23 protein-coding genes and 1 riboswitch are annotated in these 19,832 nt (G+C 29.5%); of the genes, 7 read left to right on the top strand and 16 right to left on the bottom strand.

The window, feature by feature from the left end; translation table 11 throughout:
* Positions 1–9: 9 nt before the first annotated feature.
* The 15 genes from FMAG_RS05735 to FMAG_RS05670 all read right to left on the bottom strand — a co-directional run bounded on the left by FMAG_RS05735 (position 10) and on the right by FMAG_RS05670 (position 10,168).
* Positions 10–585 (bottom strand): beta-class carbonic anhydrase, encoded by a 576-nt coding sequence (locus FMAG_RS05735; RefSeq protein WP_005884906.1) that lies wholly within the window; start codon positions 583–585, stop codon positions 10–12.
* An 86-nt stretch (positions 586–671) separates the two neighbouring features.
* Positions 672–1,169, bottom strand: coding sequence for an RluA family pseudouridine synthase (locus FMAG_RS14045; RefSeq protein ID WP_261660733.1), 498 nt, complete (start codon positions 1,167–1,169; stop codon positions 672–674).
* A gap of 29 nt (positions 1,170–1,198) precedes the next feature.
* Complete coding sequence (locus FMAG_RS14040; protein WP_261660732.1) at positions 1,199–1,543, bottom strand: RluD family protein; 345 nt, start codon at positions 1,541–1,543, stop codon at positions 1,199–1,201.
* A gap of 308 nt (positions 1,544–1,851) precedes the next feature.
* A complete protein-coding gene (locus tag FMAG_RS05725; protein ID WP_005884905.1) occupies positions 1,852–2,196 on the bottom strand; it encodes a DUF5684 domain-containing protein in 345 nt (114 codons plus the stop codon).
* A gap of 31 nt (positions 2,197–2,227) precedes the next feature.
* Positions 2,228–3,082: a CvfB family protein gene (locus FMAG_RS05720; RefSeq protein ID WP_005884904.1), complete on the bottom strand. Its 855-nt coding sequence runs from the start codon at positions 3,080–3,082 to the stop codon at positions 2,228–2,230.
* Between the two features lie 59 nt (positions 3,083–3,141).
* Positions 3,142–3,816 (bottom strand): ABC transporter ATP-binding protein, encoded by a 675-nt coding sequence (locus FMAG_RS05715; RefSeq protein ID WP_005884903.1) that lies wholly within the window; start codon positions 3,814–3,816, stop codon positions 3,142–3,144.
* A complete protein-coding gene (locus FMAG_RS05710; RefSeq protein WP_005884902.1) occupies positions 3,813–4,562 on the bottom strand; it encodes an ABC transporter permease in 750 nt (249 codons plus the stop codon). Before FMAG_RS05710 ends, FMAG_RS05715 begins: the two co-directional genes overlap by 4 nt.
* Entirely contained in the window at positions 4,540–5,475 is a 936-nt protein-coding gene (locus tag FMAG_RS05705; protein ID WP_005884900.1) for an ABC transporter substrate-binding protein, read from the bottom strand. The genes FMAG_RS05710 and FMAG_RS05705 overlap by 23 nt, the downstream gene beginning before the upstream one ends.
* Before the next feature lie 2 nt (positions 5,476–5,477).
* A complete protein-coding gene (locus FMAG_RS05700; RefSeq protein ID WP_005884898.1) occupies positions 5,478–6,167 on the bottom strand; it encodes a metal ABC transporter ATP-binding protein in 690 nt (229 codons plus the stop codon).
* A 320-nt stretch (positions 6,168–6,487) separates the two neighbouring features.
* Complete coding sequence (locus FMAG_RS05695; protein ID WP_005884896.1) at positions 6,488–7,045, bottom strand: Fe-S-containing hydro-lyase; 558 nt, start codon at positions 7,043–7,045, stop codon at positions 6,488–6,490.
* Positions 7,046–7,067: 22 nt separating this feature from the next.
* Positions 7,068–7,910 (bottom strand): fumarate hydratase, encoded by an 843-nt coding sequence (locus FMAG_RS05690; RefSeq protein ID WP_005884894.1) that lies wholly within the window; start codon positions 7,908–7,910, stop codon positions 7,068–7,070.
* A gap of 247 nt (positions 7,911–8,157) precedes the next feature.
* The gene (locus tag FMAG_RS05685) at positions 8,158–8,502 is read right to left on the bottom strand and encodes a histidine triad nucleotide-binding protein (RefSeq protein WP_005884892.1); all 345 of its coding nucleotides are present in this window, start codon (positions 8,500–8,502) and stop codon (positions 8,158–8,160) included.
* A gap of 13 nt (positions 8,503–8,515) precedes the next feature.
* Positions 8,516–8,947 carry a ribose 5-phosphate isomerase B gene (rpiB, locus tag FMAG_RS05680; protein ID WP_005884890.1) on the bottom strand — a complete coding sequence of 144 codons (432 nt, stop codon included), beginning with the start codon at positions 8,945–8,947 and terminating at the stop codon, positions 8,516–8,518.
* Positions 8,948–9,015: 68 nt separating this feature from the next.
* Positions 9,016–9,507 carry an FKBP-type peptidyl-prolyl cis-trans isomerase gene (locus FMAG_RS05675; protein WP_005884888.1) on the bottom strand — a complete coding sequence of 164 codons (492 nt, stop codon included), beginning with the start codon at positions 9,505–9,507 and terminating at the stop codon, positions 9,016–9,018.
* A gap of 70 nt (positions 9,508–9,577) precedes the next feature.
* Positions 9,578–10,168 carry a DJ-1/PfpI family protein gene (locus FMAG_RS05670; protein WP_005884886.1) on the bottom strand — a complete coding sequence of 197 codons (591 nt, stop codon included), beginning with the start codon at positions 10,166–10,168 and terminating at the stop codon, positions 9,578–9,580.
* A gap of 119 nt (positions 10,169–10,287) precedes the next feature.
* On the opposite strand from FMAG_RS05670, the gene FMAG_RS05665 reads away from it, so the two are divergent.
* From FMAG_RS05665 to FMAG_RS05655, 3 genes are all read left to right on the top strand, one after another.
* A complete protein-coding gene (locus tag FMAG_RS05665; protein ID WP_005884884.1) occupies positions 10,288–12,636 on the top strand; it encodes an aminotransferase class I/II-fold pyridoxal phosphate-dependent enzyme in 2,349 nt (782 codons plus the stop codon).
* A gap of 142 nt (positions 12,637–12,778) precedes the next feature.
* Entirely contained in the window at positions 12,779–13,516 is a 738-nt protein-coding gene (locus tag FMAG_RS05660; RefSeq protein WP_005884882.1) for a WG repeat-containing protein, read from the top strand.
* A 40-nt stretch (positions 13,517–13,556) separates the two neighbouring features.
* Entirely contained in the window at positions 13,557–14,414 is an 858-nt protein-coding gene (locus FMAG_RS05655; RefSeq protein WP_005884880.1) for a YitT family protein, read from the top strand.
* 8 nt (positions 14,415–14,422) lie between these two features.
* Here the strand turns inward: FMAG_RS05655 and FMAG_RS05650 are convergent, their stop codons facing one another.
* The gene (locus FMAG_RS05650; protein ID WP_005884878.1) at positions 14,423–15,616 is read right to left on the bottom strand and encodes a M20 metallopeptidase family protein; all 1,194 of its coding nucleotides are present in this window, start codon (positions 15,614–15,616) and stop codon (positions 14,423–14,425) included.
* Positions 15,617–15,759: 143 nt separating this feature from the next.
* Positions 15,760–15,936: riboswitch (Lysine riboswitch) on the top strand.
* A gap of 99 nt (positions 15,937–16,035) precedes the next feature.
* Between FMAG_RS05650 and FMAG_RS05645 the strand changes: the two genes are divergently transcribed.
* From FMAG_RS05645 to dapB, 4 genes are read left to right on the top strand one after another with little or no spacing between them, the layout of a single operon-like run.
* Entirely contained in the window at positions 16,036–17,238 is a 1,203-nt protein-coding gene (locus tag FMAG_RS05645) for an aspartate kinase (protein WP_005884876.1), read from the top strand.
* 12 nt (positions 17,239–17,250) lie between these two features.
* A complete protein-coding gene (locus FMAG_RS05640; protein WP_005884874.1) occupies positions 17,251–18,234 on the top strand; it encodes an aspartate-semialdehyde dehydrogenase in 984 nt (327 codons plus the stop codon).
* A gap of 9 nt (positions 18,235–18,243) precedes the next feature.
* A complete protein-coding gene (gene dapA / locus FMAG_RS05635) occupies positions 18,244–19,131 on the top strand; it encodes a 4-hydroxy-tetrahydrodipicolinate synthase (RefSeq protein WP_005884872.1) in 888 nt (295 codons plus the stop codon).
* Positions 19,122–19,820, top strand: a complete 699-nt coding sequence (gene dapB / locus FMAG_RS05630) for a 4-hydroxy-tetrahydrodipicolinate reductase (RefSeq protein ID WP_005884870.1) — start codon at positions 19,122–19,124, stop codon at positions 19,818–19,820. The genes dapA and dapB overlap by 10 nt, the downstream gene beginning before the upstream one ends.
* Positions 19,821–19,832: the final 12 nt, after the last annotated feature.

Genomic DNA, 19,832 nt, shown 5'->3' with positions numbered 1-19,832 from the left:
CTCTCCTCACTAAATATGTTCAAATCCATTAACTGCTACATCTAATCTACCTGTTAATGGGTCCATTATTAGTCCATGTATAGCTACATTGCTAGGCATAAGAGGATGATTTTTTACTTTTGTAACACTCTCTCTTACTGATTCTTCTACACAATCAAATCCATGTAGCCATTTTTTTACTTTTATTCCTGCACGAGAAAGTGTATCTAATGTTTGTACATCTATTCCTTTCTCTATCATCTTCTTTATCATTTTATCAGTATCCATACTACTTACACCACAATCATAATGTCCTATGATAAATATCTCTTTAATATCAAATTCATAAACACAGATAAGTAGACTTCTCATAGCACTTCCAAATGGATGAATTACAGTTCCACCTGCATTTTTTATGATTTTAGCATCTCCATTTTTTAAATCTAATGCCTTTGGAAGTAGCTCTGTTAATCTTGTATCCATACATGAAAGAATAGCTATCTTTTTATCAGGATATTTTGTAGTATTATACTTTTCATACTCTTTCTTTTCAACAAACTCCTTATTAAATTTTAAGATTTCCTCTAGGTTGTTTTTAATTTCCATCAAATCACCTCATTAAAATTTTTATAATTTGTTTCTTTTATCAAAAGTATTTTAACTTAATTAATAAACTATGTCAAGTTTTCTATTTATTTAAAAAGAGATAAAAATGCTTCTGGTATTTTACTTGTAAATGATAACACCTCTTTTGTTATAGGATGTTTAAACACTATTGTATGAGCATGCAATCCCAATCTTTTAATAGGATTTTTTGTAGAACCATATTTTTTATCTCCAACTACGCTGTGTCCTAAATCTTGCATATGTACACGTATCTGATTTTTTCTACCTGTTTCTATATTTACTTCCAATAGAGAATAATTTTTATTTCTCTTTAAAACTTTATAGTGTGATACAGCTTTTTTTCCTTCCTCTTCATTAGCAGTAGAGTAAGTTATCATAGCTTTATTTTCTGCTAGATATGATATTATTGTATCACTATCTTTTTTTACATTTCCCTCTACTAATGCTACATAGGTTCTCTCTTTTACAGAATCATTCCATGTAGTTTGTAAAATATCTTGAGCCTTTTCTGATTTTGCAAATATCATTACACCAGATGTATCTCTATCTAAACGATGTACCACAAAAATTTTATCCTTAGGATTTTTCTCTTTTAAATAATTTTTAAAATATTATAAGCTGTTTTTTCTCTTTCATTTTGTGTAGCAACTGAAAGTATTCCTCTTTCTTTTTCTACTACTAATATATCATTGTCCTCATAGACAATAGATACTCCCTCTAATTTATGCTTAGTTATTTTAGTTTTAGTTATACTTACTATCTGTCCCTCTTTTAAAGGAGCATTATATTGTGATACTATTACATCATCTACCATTACCCTTCTTTGAGTAAGTAAAGATTTTATATTATTACGACTATTTTGTGGCATCTTCTCCATTAAAAACTTCATCAATTCATTATCTTTATCCACTTTAAAACTTGTATTATGTTTTGACACTCTCATTACCTCCGTATTTTTCATATCCCTTATTATAGCACACTTTCTAGATAAAGTATATGTTTTACTTTAAAATATAAAATGAATCCAACACATAATTAAAAAATATAAACTAAAATAAATCAAGAATGACTTTCGTTCAAAGAATAAAGAGCAAGTATGGCTTAGCTCACCAAAAACACAAAACTCACTTCGTTCAAACAGTTGTGTTTTTTAACGTTTGCTTTCGCTAACTTGCTCTATTTATTCTCCTCAATCTTCGGCATTCTTGATTTTTATTTGTAACACTCTCTTTGATTAATATAATTTTAATCAATCACATCAGCATAATCATCATCTATAAATTGATAATTTCCAAATCCTAATATTGGATAGAATATAAATGATAGAAATGTCATTCCTAACGAAAAAAGAAATGGTGATGAAATTCTAAAGTTTTTAGCTATCTCCATATGAATTTTTACTATAGCAAAAAGTTGTACTATTGGTATAAAATAAAGTATTATATACCACCATTCTTTTTTAGCTACATATACAATTTCAACATAAATATTATAAAAAGGAATTATAGCCTTCCATCCTTCTAATCCAGCTTTTTCAAATATTTTCCACATACATATTGCTATAATAATATAAATAATTAAGCTTACCATAAAAATCTCCTCCTTGAATGTTTTCTACAATCTACTTTTTATTTACTAGCTTAAAATACCCATCTTCTGTTTTTTCTATCTTACCTTGTTTTAAAAGGTTTCCAATAGCTCTTTTAAAAGCCTTTTTACTCATATTAAAGTAATTCACTATCTGCTCAGGGTTAGTTTTATCATTAAATCTAAAACTATCCTTTAAAATTCTCATCTTTTCTAAAATTAACTCTGCATCTTTATCAAGCTGTAAGTAAGCTAACTCTCTTGGAGATAAATCAAGCTTTCCATCTTCTCTCACTCTGATTACTCTAGCTTCTATCTCATCTCCTATTTTATAGTTTTTAAAATACTCATTTTTAGGGATAAGTCCAAAATATCTATCCTCAACAGCTACAAAGACACCTATCTCATCATTTAGTCTATACACAGTTCCTGATACTATATCATTTTTCTTCATAGATGTACTTGGAAGTAAGAATTTATATATTTTCATTGTAGCAGAAAGTCTTCCCTTACTATCTTCATATATACCTACCAAGTATTTTTTACCAATCTCTACATCAGTTTCTTGTTGTCTTTTTGGAAGTAGTAACTCTTTTTTTAGTCCCCAATTCATAAATGCCCCAAGTGTAGGGTGTATATCAGTAACTTCTAACTTAGCTAATGTTCCTACTAATGCTTCTGTCTTTCTAAAAGTTGCCACTGGTCTATCTTCAGAGTCCATATATACAAGAACCTCTACTTCATCTCCCTCTTTTAAATCTCTATCCTCTAGTTCATTATTAGGAAGTAGAATATTATCTTTACTATCTCCAGTTCCAGCATCAAGATAAGCTCCAACACTAGCAAAATTATTTATAACTAATTTTTGTCTTTTTCCTATTTTTATCATTAAACTCTCCTTCTATACTTACTTTAATCTTTACTAATTATATATCTATTTATATTTTTTTACAAGAATATTTTTCTAATTTCATCTTCTAAACCATTATCAGATATATTTTCAAAAATCTTTTTTACTTTTGTAGGCTTTGATGAAAATATTATAATCTTATCTCCTATTTTTAAAGCTGACTCTATATCGTGAGTTATAAATAGCACTGTTTTTTTCTCTTTCTCTTGTAATATTTTAAAATATTCAATTATCTCTTGTTTTGTTTTTATATCCAAAAATTCAAAAGGCTCATCCATAAAAAGATAATTACTAGGATAAGCAAAGGCTCTTGCTATTCCCACTCTTCTTTTCATTCCTCCACTTAAATGTTGTGAATACTCATCTCTATAATCTAAAAGATTTACCATTTTCAGATATTTTTCTATATGCTCTTTTATATTATCCTTTGATATTTTATCTTTAAGTACATACTCTATATTTTCATATACTGTTTTCCAAGGGATAAGAGTATCTTCTTGAAATATATAGGATATCCCAGAATTAATATCTCTATCAAAAGTAATCTCTCCAGAATAGTCCTCTATATTTTTAGAGAGTATTCCCAATAGTGTAGATTTTCCACACCCTGATTCTCCAAGTATTACTGTTACCTTGCCCTCCTCTCCTTCAAAGGAGATTCCATCTAAAATCTTTCTCTCTCCGTAGCTTTTTTTTAAATTTTCTACTCTCATTTTTCCCACCTACACACTCTACTATTTATAGTTTTTAATCCCTTTTCTAAAAAATAATTTAAAACTATAACTACTATAATCCAAGCAAAGATATTTGAACTTTCCAAATAAATCTTATTGATAAATATCTCTCCTCCTATTGATAAGCTCTCTTGAGAAAGAACCTCTCCAGCTATTATCACTTTAAAAGTAAGCCCCATATATGATGGAATATTTGAAGATATAGAGTAATATATACTTGGAATATAAATATCTCTTACAACTCTTTTAGTAGGTACCTTAAAAACCTTTGACATCTTCAATAGATTTTTATCTACATTTTTTATACCACCTAAAATACTCTCATATAGTATTGGAAATAAAATTAACACTCCTACAACAATAGGAACTTTTTCTACACTACTCCATATAAGCACTACTATAATTATAGCAATAGTTGGAACAGCTCTTAGAAAAATTATAAATGGAAATAAAAGAAAACCTATTACCTCGTATCTATATGAAGCCACAGAGAAAATTATAGCTAATATTAAAGAGAAGACGATAGAGATGAAAAATCTACTCAGTGTATTCCATAATATTAAGGTAAAATCTCCACTTGCTACTAAATTTTTTAATGAGAGAAAAATTTCACTTACTCTTGGAAAAAGAAGAGAGTTGTCTATATATAAGGCAACTCCCTCCCAAATTATAAAGAAGAAGAACATCGAAAGAAATTTAGGACTATTTTGCATAAATCTCTTCATCTGGTAACCTTCCACCAATTACTTTTTTATTTACACTTTCTAAAATCTCAAAATACTTATGATACTCCTCTTGACAGTCCACTACTGGAGTATAAGAAATATTAGCTCTAGTTAAAACTTTATCCAAAATACTTGTATCTATTCCTAAATTATTTAATTTTATATTCTCAGTAGTTTTATCTTGATTTTTATAAATCAATGATATACTCTCTGTCAATTTAGATATAAACTCTTCTACTAATTTAGGATTTGTATTATAAACTTCCTCTTTTACAACAAGAGTAGATTGAGGATAACCTAAGTCTGATTCAATAATATTTTTCCATTCGTCATTTAAATTAGCTACAATATTAGAAGATAAACTTTTAGATAATACTTTACTCAACATCGGCTCTGGAATAACAATAGTATCCACCTTTTTTCCTAAGTATAGAGAAGCTACTTCATTTCCATTAGAAAGATAGTTTATTTTTATATCTTTTTTATCTATTCCCTTTTTCTCTAAAATACTTTGAAATATTATATCTGGAGTAAGTCCTTTTCCAAAAGTATAAACCTCTTTTCCTTTTAACTCCTCTAAAGATTTTATATTCTCTCTACTTACTACATAAAAAGAACCCCAACCAACTGTTCCAAGTATTTTATAACCTAAGTTTTTATTATAAAGCTGAGCTGAAAAATTAGATGGAACAACAGCTATATCTCCCTCTCTTTTTAACATATTCACTACAAGAGCATCAGATAGTTTTTCTATCTTATAATTTATCTTTTTTCCATCTATCTCTTTAGTAGTTGACACCATATTCACTATTGAAAGAGCTGGTAATCCATCTGGTACTATTACTCTTATAGAATCAGCAAAAATATTTAGACTTAGTAAAACAAATAATATTAGTAAATTCTTTTTAAACATCTCTACTCCTTATCCTTAATAAACTCTTGAGCATCTCCAAAATAATATGTTCTATCTTTTTTCTTTAGAAAAAGTAATTTATTAGCATATTGGCAAATCTCTTTTATATTGTGAGTTATAAATATTACTGTCAATTTATCCTCATCACATAACATCTTTATTGTTTGATAAAAATCTAATTTATTTTTCATATCTAAAGTTGAATTAGGACTATCTATAAAAAGAAGTTTTGGCTCTGTTATCATATGTTTTGCCAAACTTGCTTTAAGTTGTTGCCCTTTAGTTAATTTATTTATTTTATTATCCTTTATATCAAAAAGTTTTAATCTTCTTAAAAGGTTGTCCACCTTTTCCCAATCCTCTTCAGTAAAAGCTCTTCCTCTTTTTTTAGAAAGTAAAGATACAGCTACTACCTCTCTTACAGTTCCTAAAAAATTCTCCTTTTGTTGCATAGAGTTTTGTGGGATATAACTTACATCTACTTTTTTTATATTGTGGTACTCTATGTTACCACTTATCCCATTATTTATAAGTCCCAACACACTTTTAATAAGTGTACTCTTCCCAGAGCCAGGGACACCTCCAATAGCTAGATAATCTCCTCTTTCCACAGAAAAAGAGAGGTTTTCTAAAATATTTCTATTCTTATACGACAAACAAAAATCATCAACGGTTAAAATATAATTACTCATCTAGCTCCCTCCATTAAATTTTTATCCCATACTACATTATATCACGTTGTAAATTTTAAGTAAATGAAATTGAAAAATTTAATTAAATAGAAACTTATCTTACTTAGAAATACAAGAATAATTTTTGCTCAAATAATAAAGGAGCAGTTACAAAATCTTAAATTGAAATCAAAAAATAAAAACATTTAACAATATAAAAGGAAAAAAGTTTACTTTCAATCGCTAGTGCTTACGCAATGCTCATTACAGTAAATTTTTTTCCTTTTCCTTTACTTCATTTATGTCACGATTTCAATTTTATTATTCTTGTGTTTTAATTTTTATTTGTCTAATCTATTCCACTTAGCTTGTCCCTCTTGGTATAAATCTCCTCCATAGATATCATTGATAACTATTGCTGGGAAATTTTCTACCTCAAGTCTTCTTAAAGCTTCTGCTCCTAAATCTTCATAAGTAATTAGTTCAGCTTTTTTTATTGATTTAGCTATAAGAGCAGCTGCTCCTCCTACTGCGGCAAAATAAACTGCCTTTTCAGATATCATAGCATCTTTAACTTCTTTAGATCTTGCTCCTTTCCCTATCATCCCTTTTAATCCTACTTTTATTAAATCAGGAGCATAGGCGTCCATTCTATAACTTGTTGTTGGTCCAGCACTTCCTATTGGTTTTCCTGGTTTAGCTGGTGTTGGTCCTACATAGTATATAACTTGTCCTTTTACATCAATAGGCAACTCTTTTCCCTCTTCTAATAATTTTACAAGTCTAGCATGAGCAGCATCTCTAGCTGTATATATTACTCCAGTTATTTTTACTGTATCTCCTGCTTTTAATTTTGCTATATCTTCATCTTTTAAAGGTGTTGTTAAATGGTATTCCATAATTTTTCCTCCTCAATCTTTCCTATAACTCTACTTCTTTATGTCTAGCTGCGTGGCAATTGATATTAATAGCAACTGGAAGAGCAGCTATATGGCAAGGATAAGTATTAACTTTTACAGCAAGAGCAGTAGTCAGTCCTCCTAATCCTAAAGGTCCTACTCCTGTTTTATTAATTAATTCTAATAACTCAGCCTCTAAATTTCTTGCTATTGGGTCTGGAGTTACATCATTTATATCTCTAAGTACAGCTTCTTTTGCTAATATAGCTGCCTTTTCAAAGTTTCCACCTATTCCAACTCCTACAATTATTGGAGGGCAAGGGTTTCCACCAGCATTTTTTACAGTTTCTACTACTAATTTTTTTATTCCCTCTACTCCATCAGATGGCTTTAACATTTTTAAAGCACTCATATTTTCAGAACCTCCACCTTTAGGAGCAACTATTATTTTTACTTTATCTGAATTTGCTACTAATTTTGTATGAATTATAGCTGGAGAGTTATCCTTAGTATTAACTCTATCTAATGGATGTCTTACAACAGATTTTCTAAGATACCCTTTTTCATATCCTCTTCTTACCCCTTCATTTACAGCTTCATATATATCTCCATTAATTTTTACCTCTGTACCAACCTCTAAGAATACTACTACTATTCCTGTATCTTGACACATAGGAACTTGCTCATTCATAGCAATCTCATCATTTTCTATAATTTGACCTAGTATATTTTTTCCTACTTCTGATTTCTCTTTAGCATAAGCTTCTTTAATCTTATCTAGAACCTCTTTACCAATAAAATAATTTCCCTCAATACACATTCTTTCTACTTCGTCAGTAACTTTCCTTAAATCTAATTCTTTCATTGAAAAACCACCTTTCTTTTAAAACTTTATGAAAAGCTAATTATATTTCTACAATACAATCATATCACAAAACGTACTTTTTTTAAATAGTTTGTTTGATAGAAATTAAAAATACTCTCTTTATTTATTATTAATTTTATAAATAGTTAATATTTTATTTTAATATAAATAAAAGTTGTTCTAATAAAAAAGATTAATCTCTATCATAATTAGAAATTAATCTTTTAAATTTGATTATTCATTTTTATTAGTCAGCTAATAAAGCTCCTAATTTTTTCCCACCTAAAATATGGAAATGTAAATGGAAAACCTCTTGTCCTCCAAATTCATTACAGTTAGTAATTACTCTATATCCCTCTTCAGCTATTCCTAATTTTTTAGTTATCTCTCCAATAGCAAGATACATCTCTCCAATAATATCTTTATCTTCAGGCTTTATATCATTTATAGTAGGTATCTCTTTTTTAGGAACTACTAATATGTGTACTGGAGCTGCTGGATTAATATCTTTAAAAGCTATAACCTTATCATTTTCAAAAACTATTGTAGCTGGTATCTCTCTATTTATTATTTTTGTAAAAATAGTTGCCATAATATCATCTCCATTAGATAGTTTCAATAGAATTTATTCTATTAGTATGTCTTCCACCTTCAAATTTAGTTGAAAGGAAAATATCTACCATCTCAAGAGCAAGAACATCTCCTACTATTCTTCCTCCCATAGCTAATACATTAGCATCATTATGTTCTCTTGTAAGTCTTGCCATAGTTGTATTTGTGCAAAGAGCTGCTCTAACTCCTGGAACTTTATTAGCAGCAATAGAGATTCCTATTCCTGTTCCACATACTACTATTCCATAATCTGCATCTTTGTTTACTACTGCATGCCCTACTGCATGTCCAAACTTTGGATAATCAACAGAAGCTGTTGAGTTAGTTCCTAAATCTAAAACCTCATATCCTTTTTCTAATAAATGAGATTTTATTTTCTCCTTTAATTCAAATCCACCATGGTCAGCACCTAAAGCTATTTTCATTTCTTCACCTCAAAATTTTTTAATATTTTCATACAAAAGGACTGACTTAAGCCAGTCCCATAGTTAAATTACTCTTCGTCATCAAACCCATGGAAATGTACATGTCCATGCTCTAATTCTTCAGCTGTAGCCTCTCTTACTCCTGCTACTTCTACTTCAAATCTTAAATTTTTACCAGCAAATGGATGGTTTCCATCAGCAGTTACTACCTCATCTTCTATAGATGTAATTACATATTGTTGTTCTGTTCCATCATCCATATCAGCTATAAATTCCATACCTTCATAGATATCATCAAACTCTACAAAATCTTCTTTATTCATCTCTTCGATAAGTTCTTCGTCATATTCTCCATATCCTTCTTCTGGAGAGATCATTATAGTAGTAGAGAATCCTTTCTCTTTTCCTTCTAATATCTCCTCTACTTTTGGTACAAATTGTCCTTCTCCGTGAATGTAGAAAAATGGTCCTACATCTTTTGTATCTTCTAAAAGCTCGTTAGTATCGTTGTCATAAACTTTGAATTCAAGAGTTATAACATTACCTTTTACAACTTTCATATTTTCACCTCTTAATATATAATAGTTTCTACTTAAAGAATACCATACTTTTTTAAGTATGTCTATTTTTTTATAAAAAACCCATATTATATTTTACTTTTTTCATATTTTCTTCATCACTTAATAAAGAAAGAAGTAAAAATCCAACTTCAATAGCATTTTTAGGAGCTGAACAGGTAATGATATTTTTATCTATCACAATCTCTTCTCTTATAGGTATAGCTCCATATTTTTCTAATTGATTAAAATATCTATTATTATCATATAAATAAGTAGTAGCTTTTCTTTCTTTTAAAATACCAGCTTCTCCTAAAGAAATAACTCCTGTACATATTCCTACAACTATTTTATCTTTTTCATAAAAGCTTTGAACTATCTCTTTAAATTTTTCTTTTTTCATATCTTCAAAGAACCCTTTAAAACCAAAGCCACCAGGGATAACTAAGGCTTCATATTCATCTATATCGATTGAAGTACTTTTTAAATCTATTTCTGGAACTATTTTCAAGTTCCAAGTATTAGAAATTATTGAATGAAATCCTCCTGTTTTTAAAATTATGTTCTTTTTTCCAACAATACTATTCCAACCAAAAATATCAATAAAGGGTGCTACCTCAAGAATTTCAGTGCCTTGTGAGATAAGCAAAAATATTTTCTTCATAATTTTCTCCTAAAAAAAATAAAAGTTATTGACTATTTTATTAAAAAGCTTTACAATACATCAGTACAAAAGAATTATACAATATATAAATAAAAAAAACAATAACCAAAGGAGGTAAGATGTCAAAGCTAGACCAAAGCAAAACTCCACTATTTTCTGTGTTAAAAGATGTATATGCAGGAAGAGATATACTTCCATTTCATGTACCTGGACATAAGAGAGGAAAAGGAGTAGACAAAGAATTTTATGATTTTATGGGTAATGGACCTTTTTCCATTGACGTTACTATTTTTAAGATGGTAGATGGATTACACCAACCAAAAAGTTGTATCAAAGAAGCTCAAGAGTTAGCTGCTGATGCTTATGGTGTAAAACAAAGTTTCTTTGCTGTTAACGGAACATCTGGAGCTATCCAAGCTATGATTATGTCTGTTATAAAAGCAGGAGAAAAAATATTAGTCCCAAGAAATGTACATAAATCAGTATCTGCTGGAATTATATTAAGTGGTTCTGAGCCTATATATATGAACCCAGAAGTAGATGAGGAGTTAGGAATAGCTCATGGCGTAAGACCTCAAACTGTTGAGAATATGTTAAAACAACACCCTGATATCAAAGCTGTTCTTATAATTAATCCTACTTATTATGGAGTAGCAACAGATATTAAAAAAATAGCTGATATAGTTCATAGTTATGATATTCCATTAATAGTAGATGAAGCTCATGGACCTCATTTACACTTCCATGATGATTTACCAATATCTGCTGTTGATTGTGGAGCTGATATCTGTACTCAAAGTACACATAAAATAATAGGTGCAATGACTCAAATGTCATTACTTCATGTAAATTCTGATAGAGTAGATGTAAACAGAGTAAAACAAATTTTAAGTTTACTTCATACTACATCTCCATCATATCCATTAATGGCTTCATTAGACTGTGCTAGAAGACAGATTGCTACTGAAGGACAAGAACTACTAGACAAAGCTATAAAACTAGCTAAACGTTTTAGAACAGAAGTAAATAGAATCCCAGGAATGTCTTGTTTTGGAGAAGAAATAGTTGGAAGAGAGGGAGTATTTGCTTTTGATCCTACTAAGATAACTATTACTGCTAAAGAACTAGGACTTACTGGTGCAGAGCTAGAAACTATCTTAACTGAAGATTACAATATACAAATGGAGTTATCTGATTTTTACAATGTATTAGGACTTATAACTATCGGAGATACTGATGAAAGTGTTGATAAACTTATCAATGCATTAAAAGATATCAGTGAAAAATATTATGGAAAAGGAAATAAATTAAAAAGAGAATTCTTAAAAATGCCTCCTATTCCTGAGCAAGTATTAAATCCAAGGGAAGCTTTTTACAGTGAAAAGAATAAAGTTTTATTCTCAGAGAGTGAAGGAAAAATATGTGGTGAGATGATTATGGCTTATCCACCTGGAATACCTGTAATCACTCCTGGAGAAAGAATCTCTGCTGAAATTATAGATTATATAAATGATTTAAGAGAAGCTGAACTTCATGTACAAGGTACGGAAGATCCTGAACTTGTAACTATCAATGTAATTGAAGAAGAAGACGCTGTATATTTATATACAGAGAAGATGAAGAGCAAAATGTTTGGAGTACCTATCAATCTTGGAGCAAACAAAGCTGGAATCGAATTTGGTATTGATGTACTATGTGAAACTTATCCTGATACATTTGATGAAATTGAAATCATTGATGTTGAAAAACAAAAAGAAAACTTTAATGAGTGGAACTTAAAATATAAAAATACTATACTTCATACTTGTGAAAAGCTTGCTGTTTCTGTAAATGAAGCTGTAAGAGATGGATATAGACCAATAGTAATTGGAGGAGATCACTCAATAGCCCTTGGAAGTATTTCTGGAGTTTCATTAGAAAAAGAGATAGGAGTAGTATGGATAGATGCCCATGGAGATATGAATACTGATGAATCTACTATTTCTGGAAATATTCACGGAATGCCATTAGCTCTATTACAAGGTGCTGGAGATAGAGATTTAGTTAACTGTTTCTATGAGGGAGCTAAAATCGATAGTAAAAATGTAGTTATACTTGGTGCTAGAGATTTAGATTTCAAAGAGAGAGAAGTTATTGATCAATTAGGTGTTAAAGTAATCTACCATGATGAAGTTTTACAAAAAGGATTAGATAGAGTATTAGAAGAAATTCACGAATACTTAAAAGTAGACAATCTTCATATCAGTTTTGACGTTGACTCTGTAAATCCAGAGTTAGCTCCTGGAGTAAGTACTCCTGTTAGAAACGGATTTACTACTGACGAAGTATTCCAAACTTTCAAATTCTTATTTAAAAACTACTTTGTAACTTCAGTTGATATAGTAGAATTTAACCCAGTAAATGATAAAAATAATAAAACTGTTAACTTTGTAAATGAATTAACAGAATATGTAATTAATCCAGACTAATAATTAATCTATTTAGAGAGAAAATATTATCTAAAAGGTAGTAATTTCTCTCTTTTTTCTTACTTCCTCTTTCTTATTTTAAAAAAATAAAGTATAATATATTATAGAGATAAGGATAATACAAGAATATGAGGTGGTATATATGAAAAGATTAGTTATCACATTGATGTTAATTTTTTCATCAATTATTTTTTCACAGAGTAATTATGAAATCCTTCCTATAAAGCAACATCTCAATGATATATATATTATAAGGATGTTAGAAGGAGAAAATATTGGCTTGTATAGCATAATTGATTCAAAAGGAAACCTGTTAACTCAAACAGATAATATTCTTATTTCTGTCCAAAAAAATCATATCTATCTAGTTACAAAAGATTATAAAGAAGGACTTATGACAACTGATGGAAAATGGATAGCAAAAATTGGAGAGTATAACTTTAAAGAAAAATATTCAAATATGTACAAAGAGGCTGAAAATAATAGGGAAAAAGAGTTTTTTATTGTGTATATAAATGAGATGCCAAGACATAAATATGGTTATATCAACTATAAAGGAGAATTGCAAATTCCTATTATATATGATGAAGCTGAAAACTTTTCTGAAGGTTTAGCTGCTGTTAAATTGAATAATAAATGGGGATATATTGATACAGAAGGAAATGTAAAAATAGGATTTAACTTTGATGAGGCATATGATTTTAAAAATGATTTAGCTTTAGTGAGAATAGATGATACCTCTTTTTACATAGATAAAAATGGACAAAAAAAATTAATGAAAAGTCTTTTTAGAGAGGGAAAAGAAAAAATAGAAAACCTAGGTTATCATATTGGTTCTGCCTTTGAAGGAAAATTGAAGATAAAAGAAAAAACTAATTAAATATAATATACTAAAATTTTGAACTAGGAGGAAAGATACAGTGAATAATAAGATTCTAAAATACTTAAAAGAGTATTTGATAATTACAGTTGGTTGTTTTTTCTATGCTGTTTCTATCAATTATTTTTTTATCAGTAATCATCTTGCAGAAGGTGGAGTTGCAGGAATTTGTTTAATTTTATTTTACCTTTTTAAACTACCAGTAGGAATTATGTATTTTGTAATAAATATTCCACTACTTATAATGGGTTGGAAATTAGTTGGAAGAGATTTTCTATTTAAAACTTTATATGGAACAAGCTGCCTTTCTTTTTTAATAACTCTTACTGAAACTTGGAAAGGTCCATCTAATGATATTATGTTAGGTTCTATATATGGTGGTGTTCTTATAGGAATAGGCCTTGGACTTATTTTTATGGTAAATGGCTCTACTGGTGGAACTGATGTAGTTGCTCGTATCTTAAATAGATATTTTGATATTCCTCTAGGAAGGACAATGCTCATCTTAGATGTAGTTATATTAGGAATAGCTGCTATATTTTTTGGTAAAGAGATAGTAATGTATACTCTTATCTCAATGACAATTGTTTCCAAAGCAATAGATTATTTTCAAGATGGTTATACAAAGGCAAAAGGCATCACTATTATTTCATCTAAATCTGAAGAGATAAAAGAAAGAATTATGAATGAAACTGGAAGAGGTACAACTATCATAAAAGGAGAAGGTGGATTTACAGGAAATGAAATAGATCTACTTTTCTGTGTTGTTAGCAAATTTGAAGTAACTAAAGTAAAAACAATTGTAAAAGAAACTGATTCTTTTGCTTTTCTAACTATCTCTGATGTTTCAGAAGTTCTAGGTGAAGGATTTAAAGCTCTTAATAACAAAAATAACTAGGATAATTCCTAGTTATTTTTTATTAATTTTTCATAGGCAAATAGTATATTCATAATTTGAAGCTTTACTCCAATAGCTAAACTCTCCTCATCTATATCAAATTTATCATTATGAAGAGGGGCAGTTATTCCCTTAGCCTTATTTCCTACACCTAAGTTAAAAAATGCTCCCGGAACTTTTTCAATATAGTAAGCAAAATCTTCTACTCCCATATTAGCTAAGGCCTTTACATATACTCCCTTTTCTCCTAATAGATTTTTACTATTTTCTTTTATTATATCTATATATTCATCATGGTTTATTAAAGCAGTATACCCATCTGTATAAGTTACTTTTCCAGTAGCCCCATACCCTTTAGCTGTATTCTCCACCATCTCTTTTACTCTTTCTTTTACTCTATTTTTTACCTCATTAGATAAAGTTCTTAATGTTCCAGAAATTATAACTTTTTGAGCTACAATATTCTCTTTTTCTCCTCCTACTATTTTTCCAAAGCTAAGAACAGCCGAATCTCTTGAATCTATATTTCTACTTATTACACTTTGAAGGGTAGTCACTATTCCACAAGCTGTAACAATAGCATCTACTCCTTGGCTAGGATAAGCACCATGGCAACTTCTTCCCTCTATTTCTATTACCACATCAGTAGATGAAGCACAATAAGCACCATATTTTACTCCTACTACTCCACACTCTATTGTAGGATCTACATGTAATCCAAATATAGCATCTACCCCTTCTAAACATCCATCTTCTATCATAGGTACTGCTCCACCATTTGTTTCTTCTGCTGGTTGAAATACAAGTCTTACATTACATGGAAGTGAATCTTTATTTTCCGATAATATCTTTGCAACTCCTAAAAGAATAGCAGTATGCACATCATGTCCACAAGCATGCATATGCCCAGGTATAGTTGAAGTATATTCTTTATTTCCACACTCTAAAATAGGTAATGCATCCATATCAGCTCTCAAGGCTATTGTTATTTTTTTATTTTGTCCCTCTATATCTGCTACTATTCCACTTTTTCCTATTCCCTCTTTATATGGAATTCCCATCTCTTTTAAAAGTGATATTACATAAGCTACTGTTTTAGGTAATTGAAAATCTAATTCAGGTATCTTATGTAACTCTCTTCTGGTATTTATAAACCATTGATTATTTATTTCTATATCATTAAATATTTTTCTAGTATCCATCTTTCCTCCTAGGACAATAATATGTTTTTGAATTATTTTATTCTCTCTTTGCAAAAAAGTAAAATATATTTTTAAAATATAAAATATTTAATTTATATATTTTTATTTTTTAGAGTTTTAATGTAAAATACACACAAGTTAATAAAACAGATTGAGGAGCAGTCGATAAGAGTAATATTTATGAGCTTCCAGAGCTAAGATTAAATATGAAAGGTAAAACTGCCGAAGTGAAAATTTTCTCTGGAGAAAATTTTTGCTGGGTATATGGATAATATCTATATAACTGTCATTGAGAAATTCAATGTTGTGCTTTCTGTGGAGTAAAATTATAAATATTTACAGTTTTTTTGTAGTATTTTACACCAGCAGAAGCCTCTGCTGTTTTTTTTTTACAAAATTTTTATTACAGAGGTGGAGGAATGAGAATTGTTTTAAAGTATGGTGGCTCTAGTGTAGCTACAGTAGAAAAAATTCAAAAAATAGCTGATTACTTAATTGAATTAAAAAAAGAGTATGACGAAATTGTAGTAGTGGCATCTGCTATGGGAAAAACTACAGATGGACTCATAAAACTAGCTAAGGAGATTACTTCTAATCCAAATCAAAGGGAACTAGACTCGCTAATGTCTATTGGAGAACAGCAAACAGTTACTCTAATAGCTATGGCTCTTACAGCCAAGGGACAAAAAGCTATCTCCCTTACAGGATTTCAAGCAGGAATAAAAACTTCTGGTGTACATACTAAAAATAAAATAGCAAATATCTCTTCTGAAAGGATAGAAACTCTTTTAAGAGAGGGAAATATTGTTATTATCACTGGATTTCAAGGAATTAATAATTCAGGAGATATTACAACTCTAGGAAGAGGAGGTTCAGATACTAGTGCTGTGGCACTGACTGTAGCTTTAAATTGTGAGTGTAGAATATATACTGATGTGGAAGGAATATACAGTGTTGACCCAAGATTATACCCAAAAGCAAAATTTTTAGAAAAAATCTCCTATGAAGAGATGATGGAAATGGCTAATCTTGGAGCTGGTGTTATGGAAACAAGAGCAGTAGAACTAGGAAAAAAATATAACATTCCTATTTTTGTAGGTAAAAGTTTAAGTTATACAGGGGGAACATATATTATGGAAAAAGATATAGCATTAGAAGATAAATTAATAACAGGAATAAGTGTCACAAAGGAGATTATCGTAACTAATATCTCTAATGTACCTTTTTCTAGTGAAAATATAGCTGAAATATTTTCTACAATAGATGAGTGTGGTTTAAATATCAATATGATTACACAAAATATAAATAGATATATGAGAGTAGAGATATCTTTTAGTTGTCAAGCTTCTGAAAAATATCTTTTAGAGCAAGTTGTAGAAAAAATTAGAGCTAAGTTTTCTACTTGTGATATAGAATTAAATGAAAATTTAGGAATGCTTTCCATTGTTGGAGTAGGAATGATTAACAACTCTGGTATTGCTGGAAAGTTTTTTACTTCACTTAGTAAAGGAAATATAAATTTTTATCAAGTTACAACTTCTGAAATAAGTATCTCTTGTAGTATAGATAGAGAGAATATAGAAAAAGCTGTAAATTTAGTAGCTGAAGAATTTTCATTATAGGGGGAAAGAAAAATGAGAGTAGCAATAGTTGGTGCAACAGGTTTAGTTGGAGGAACTTTTTTAAAAGTATTAGAAGAAAGAGATTTAGGAATAACTGATTTACTTCTTTTTGCAAGTAGTAGAAGTGCTGGGAAAAAAATAAATTTTAGAGGGAAAGAGTATACAGTAGAAGAATTAAATGAAAATAGTTTTAAAAATAGAGATATAGATATAGCTCTTTTCTCTGCTGGTGGAGGTACTAGTTTAAAATATGCTCCATTAGCAGCAAAAGAGGGAGTATTAGTAATTGATAACTCTTCAGCTTGGAGGATGGATAAAGAGGTTCCACTAGTAGTCCCTGAAGTAAACCCAGAAGAAGCTTTTAAACACAAAGGAATAATTGCTAATCCTAATTGCTCTACAATTCAGTGTATGGCTCCTTTAAAAGTTTTAGAAAAATATGGGATTAAAAGAGTAGTGTATAGCACATATCAAGCTGTATCTGGAACTGGATATAAAGGAGTTATTGATTTAGAAGAGGGACTTAAAGGAAATCCTCCTAAAACTTATCCACATCAAATAGTTAATAACTGCCTACCTCATATTGATGTATTTTTAGAAGATGGATACACTAAGGAAGAGAAAAAAATGGTAGATGAGACAAGAAAAATCTTAGGCTTACCTAATCTTCCTGTTACAGCTACTTGTGTTAGAGTACCTGTTATCAATTCTCACTCTGTTTCTATTAACGTAGAACTTGAAAAAGACTTTGACTTAGAAACAGTAAAAAAGGAATTAGCTGAGTATAAAGGAATAGTTCTATTAGATGATAGTAATAAAAACATATATCCTTTAGCTAATGACGCTACTGGAAAAGACGAGGTATTTGTAGGAAGAGTCAGAAGAGATAACAGTGTAAAATATGGCTTGAATTTATGGACAGTAGCTGATAATATAAGAAAAGGGGCAGCTACTAATGCTGTACAAATAGCTGAACTATTTTGTAAAAATATTTAGGAGGTAACTATGAGCATATTTAAAGGTTCTGGAATAGCTTTAATTACTCCATTTACAAAAGATGATAGTGTAGATTTTGAAAAATTAGGAGAATTATTAGAGTACCATATAAAAAATAAAACTGATGCTATCATTATCAATGGTACTACTGGAGAGAGTGCAACTCTCACTGATGAAGAAAAGTATGAAATCATAAAATATAGTGTAAAGAGAGTAAATGGAAGAATTCCTGTAATAGCAGGAACAGGTTCTAACAACACAAAACATGCGGTGGAATTAAGTAAAAAAGCTGAGGCTCTAGGAGTAGATGGATTACTAGTAGTTACTCCATATTATAACAAAGGAAATGAAAATGGAATCTATGAACATTATAAGCTTATAGCTGAAAATGTAAATTGTCCAATCATATTATATAACGTTCCTTCAAGAACTGGTGTAAATCTTTCTATATCACTATTAAAAAAATTAGCAGAGATAAAAAATATTGTAGCTATAAAAGAAGCTAGTGGAAATATATCTTATGTTGGAGAGATAGCTAGAGAGGTTCCTAAGTTGGATATCTATTCTGGAAATGATGATATGACTATTCCTCTTATGTCTTATGGCGGAATTGGAGTAATATCTGTTTCAGCTAATATTATTCCTGAAACTGTTCATAATATGTGTATGAGCTTTTTAGAAAATAATATAGTTGAAGCTAAAAATTTACAATTAAAATATAACGATTTAGTAGATTCTCTCTTTATAGAGGTAAATCCTGTCCCTATTAAAGAAGCTATGAATTATTTAGGATACAATGTTGGACATTGCAGACTTCCTTTAGGAGAGATGAAAGAGGAAAATAAAATTAAACTTCATTCTGTTATTGATTCTCATGAGGTGAAAGCATGGAGCTAATTATACATGGAACAGGAACTATGGGAAGTATTTTAAAAGAGTGTGCTCAAAATAAAAATATTACCATTACAGGTTTTGCCGATGAATTATCTAATGAAAAAGGAGATGTAATTATAGATTTTTCTCATTTTTCTAGGTTAGAAACTTTACTTAATTATGCTACACAAAATCATACTCCTTTAGTTATAGCTACTACTGGATATTCAAAAGAAATTTTATCACAAATTGAAGAAGCTAGTAAGAAAATTCCTATTCTTCTATCTTCTAATACCTCTCTTGGTATAAATTTATTACAAGATATTTTAGAGAGAATTACACCTCTACTTTATGGTAATTATGATATAGAATTAATAGAAAAACATCATAATAAAAAATTAGATTCCCCTAGTGGAACAGCTAAAACTTTAGTAGAAGTGATTGAAAACTCTATCTCAACTGAGCTAAAAAAAGTTTATGGAAGAGAGGGAATGGAGAAAAGAGAAAAAAATGAGATAGGAATACATGCTGTAAGAGGAGGAACTATTGTAGGGGAACACTCTGTCTTATATTGTGGAAATGATGAGATAATAGAGATAAAACATACAGCTCTTTCTAAAAAAATATTTGCTGAAGGAGCTATACAGGGAGCAAAATTTTTACTAGATAAAAAATCTGGACTTTATACTATGAAAGATATATTTAATCGTTAAGGAGTTGATGCA

This window comes from Fusobacterium mortiferum ATCC 9817, assembly GCF_000158195.2.
Taxonomy (GTDB): Bacteria; Fusobacteriota; Fusobacteriia; order Fusobacteriales; family Fusobacteriaceae; genus Fusobacterium_A; species Fusobacterium_A mortiferum.
The sequence above is the reverse complement of the archived record's forward strand: the minus strand, read 5'-3'. Positions and strand labels throughout refer to the sequence as shown.

Bases quoted from the DNA above. Each gene is read 5' to 3' on its own strand.
- FMAG_RS05725 (WP_005884905.1), bottom strand. From the start codon at position 2,196: ATGGTAAGCTTAATTATTTATATTATTATAGCAATATGTATGTGGAAA.
- FMAG_RS05685 (WP_005884892.1), bottom strand. From the start codon at position 8,502: ATGGCAACTATTTTTACAAAAATAATAAATAGAGAGATACCAGCTACA.
- FMAG_RS05710 (WP_005884902.1), bottom strand. From the start codon at position 4,562: ATGAAGAGATTTATGCAAAATAGTCCTAAATTTCTTTCGATGTTCTTC.
- FMAG_RS05735 (WP_005884906.1), bottom strand. From the start codon at position 585: ATGGAAATTAAAAACAACCTAGAGGAAATCTTAAAATTTAATAAGGAG.
- rpiB (WP_005884890.1), bottom strand. From the start codon at position 8,947: ATGAAAATAGCTTTAGGTGCTGACCATGGTGGATTTGAATTAAAGGAG.
- FMAG_RS05705 (WP_005884900.1), bottom strand. From the start codon at position 5,475: ATGTTTAAAAAGAATTTACTAATATTATTTGTTTTACTAAGTCTAAAT.
- FMAG_RS05695 (WP_005884896.1), bottom strand. From the start codon at position 7,045: ATGGAATACCATTTAACAACACCTTTAAAAGATGAAGATATAGCAAAA.
- FMAG_RS05690 (WP_005884894.1), bottom strand. From the start codon at position 7,910: ATGAAAGAATTAGATTTAAGGAAAGTTACTGACGAAGTAGAAAGAATG.
- FMAG_RS05645 (WP_005884876.1), top strand. From the start codon at position 16,036: ATGAGAATTGTTTTAAAGTATGGTGGCTCTAGTGTAGCTACAGTAGAA.
- FMAG_RS05640 (WP_005884874.1), top strand. From the start codon at position 17,251: ATGAGAGTAGCAATAGTTGGTGCAACAGGTTTAGTTGGAGGAACTTTT.
- FMAG_RS05715 (WP_005884903.1), bottom strand. From the start codon at position 3,816: ATGAGAGTAGAAAATTTAAAAAAAAGCTACGGAGAGAGAAAGATTTTA.
- FMAG_RS05660 (WP_005884882.1), top strand. From the start codon at position 12,779: ATGAAAAGATTAGTTATCACATTGATGTTAATTTTTTCATCAATTATT.
- dapA (WP_005884872.1), top strand. From the start codon at position 18,244: ATGAGCATATTTAAAGGTTCTGGAATAGCTTTAATTACTCCATTTACA.
- FMAG_RS05720 (WP_005884904.1), bottom strand. From the start codon at position 3,082: ATGATAAAAATAGGAAAAAGACAAAAATTAGTTATAAATAATTTTGCT.
- FMAG_RS05650 (WP_005884878.1), bottom strand. From the start codon at position 15,616: ATGGATACTAGAAAAATATTTAATGATATAGAAATAAATAATCAATGG.
- FMAG_RS05665 (WP_005884884.1), top strand. From the start codon at position 10,288: ATGTCAAAGCTAGACCAAAGCAAAACTCCACTATTTTCTGTGTTAAAA.
- dapB (WP_005884870.1), top strand. From the start codon at position 19,122: ATGGAGCTAATTATACATGGAACAGGAACTATGGGAAGTATTTTAAAA.
- FMAG_RS05670 (WP_005884886.1), bottom strand. From the start codon at position 10,168: ATGAAGAAAATATTTTTGCTTATCTCACAAGGCACTGAAATTCTTGAG.
- FMAG_RS05700 (WP_005884898.1), bottom strand. From the start codon at position 6,167: ATGAGTAATTATATTTTAACCGTTGATGATTTTTGTTTGTCGTATAAG.
- FMAG_RS05675 (WP_005884888.1), bottom strand. From the start codon at position 9,507: ATGAAAGTTGTAAAAGGTAATGTTATAACTCTTGAATTCAAAGTTTAT.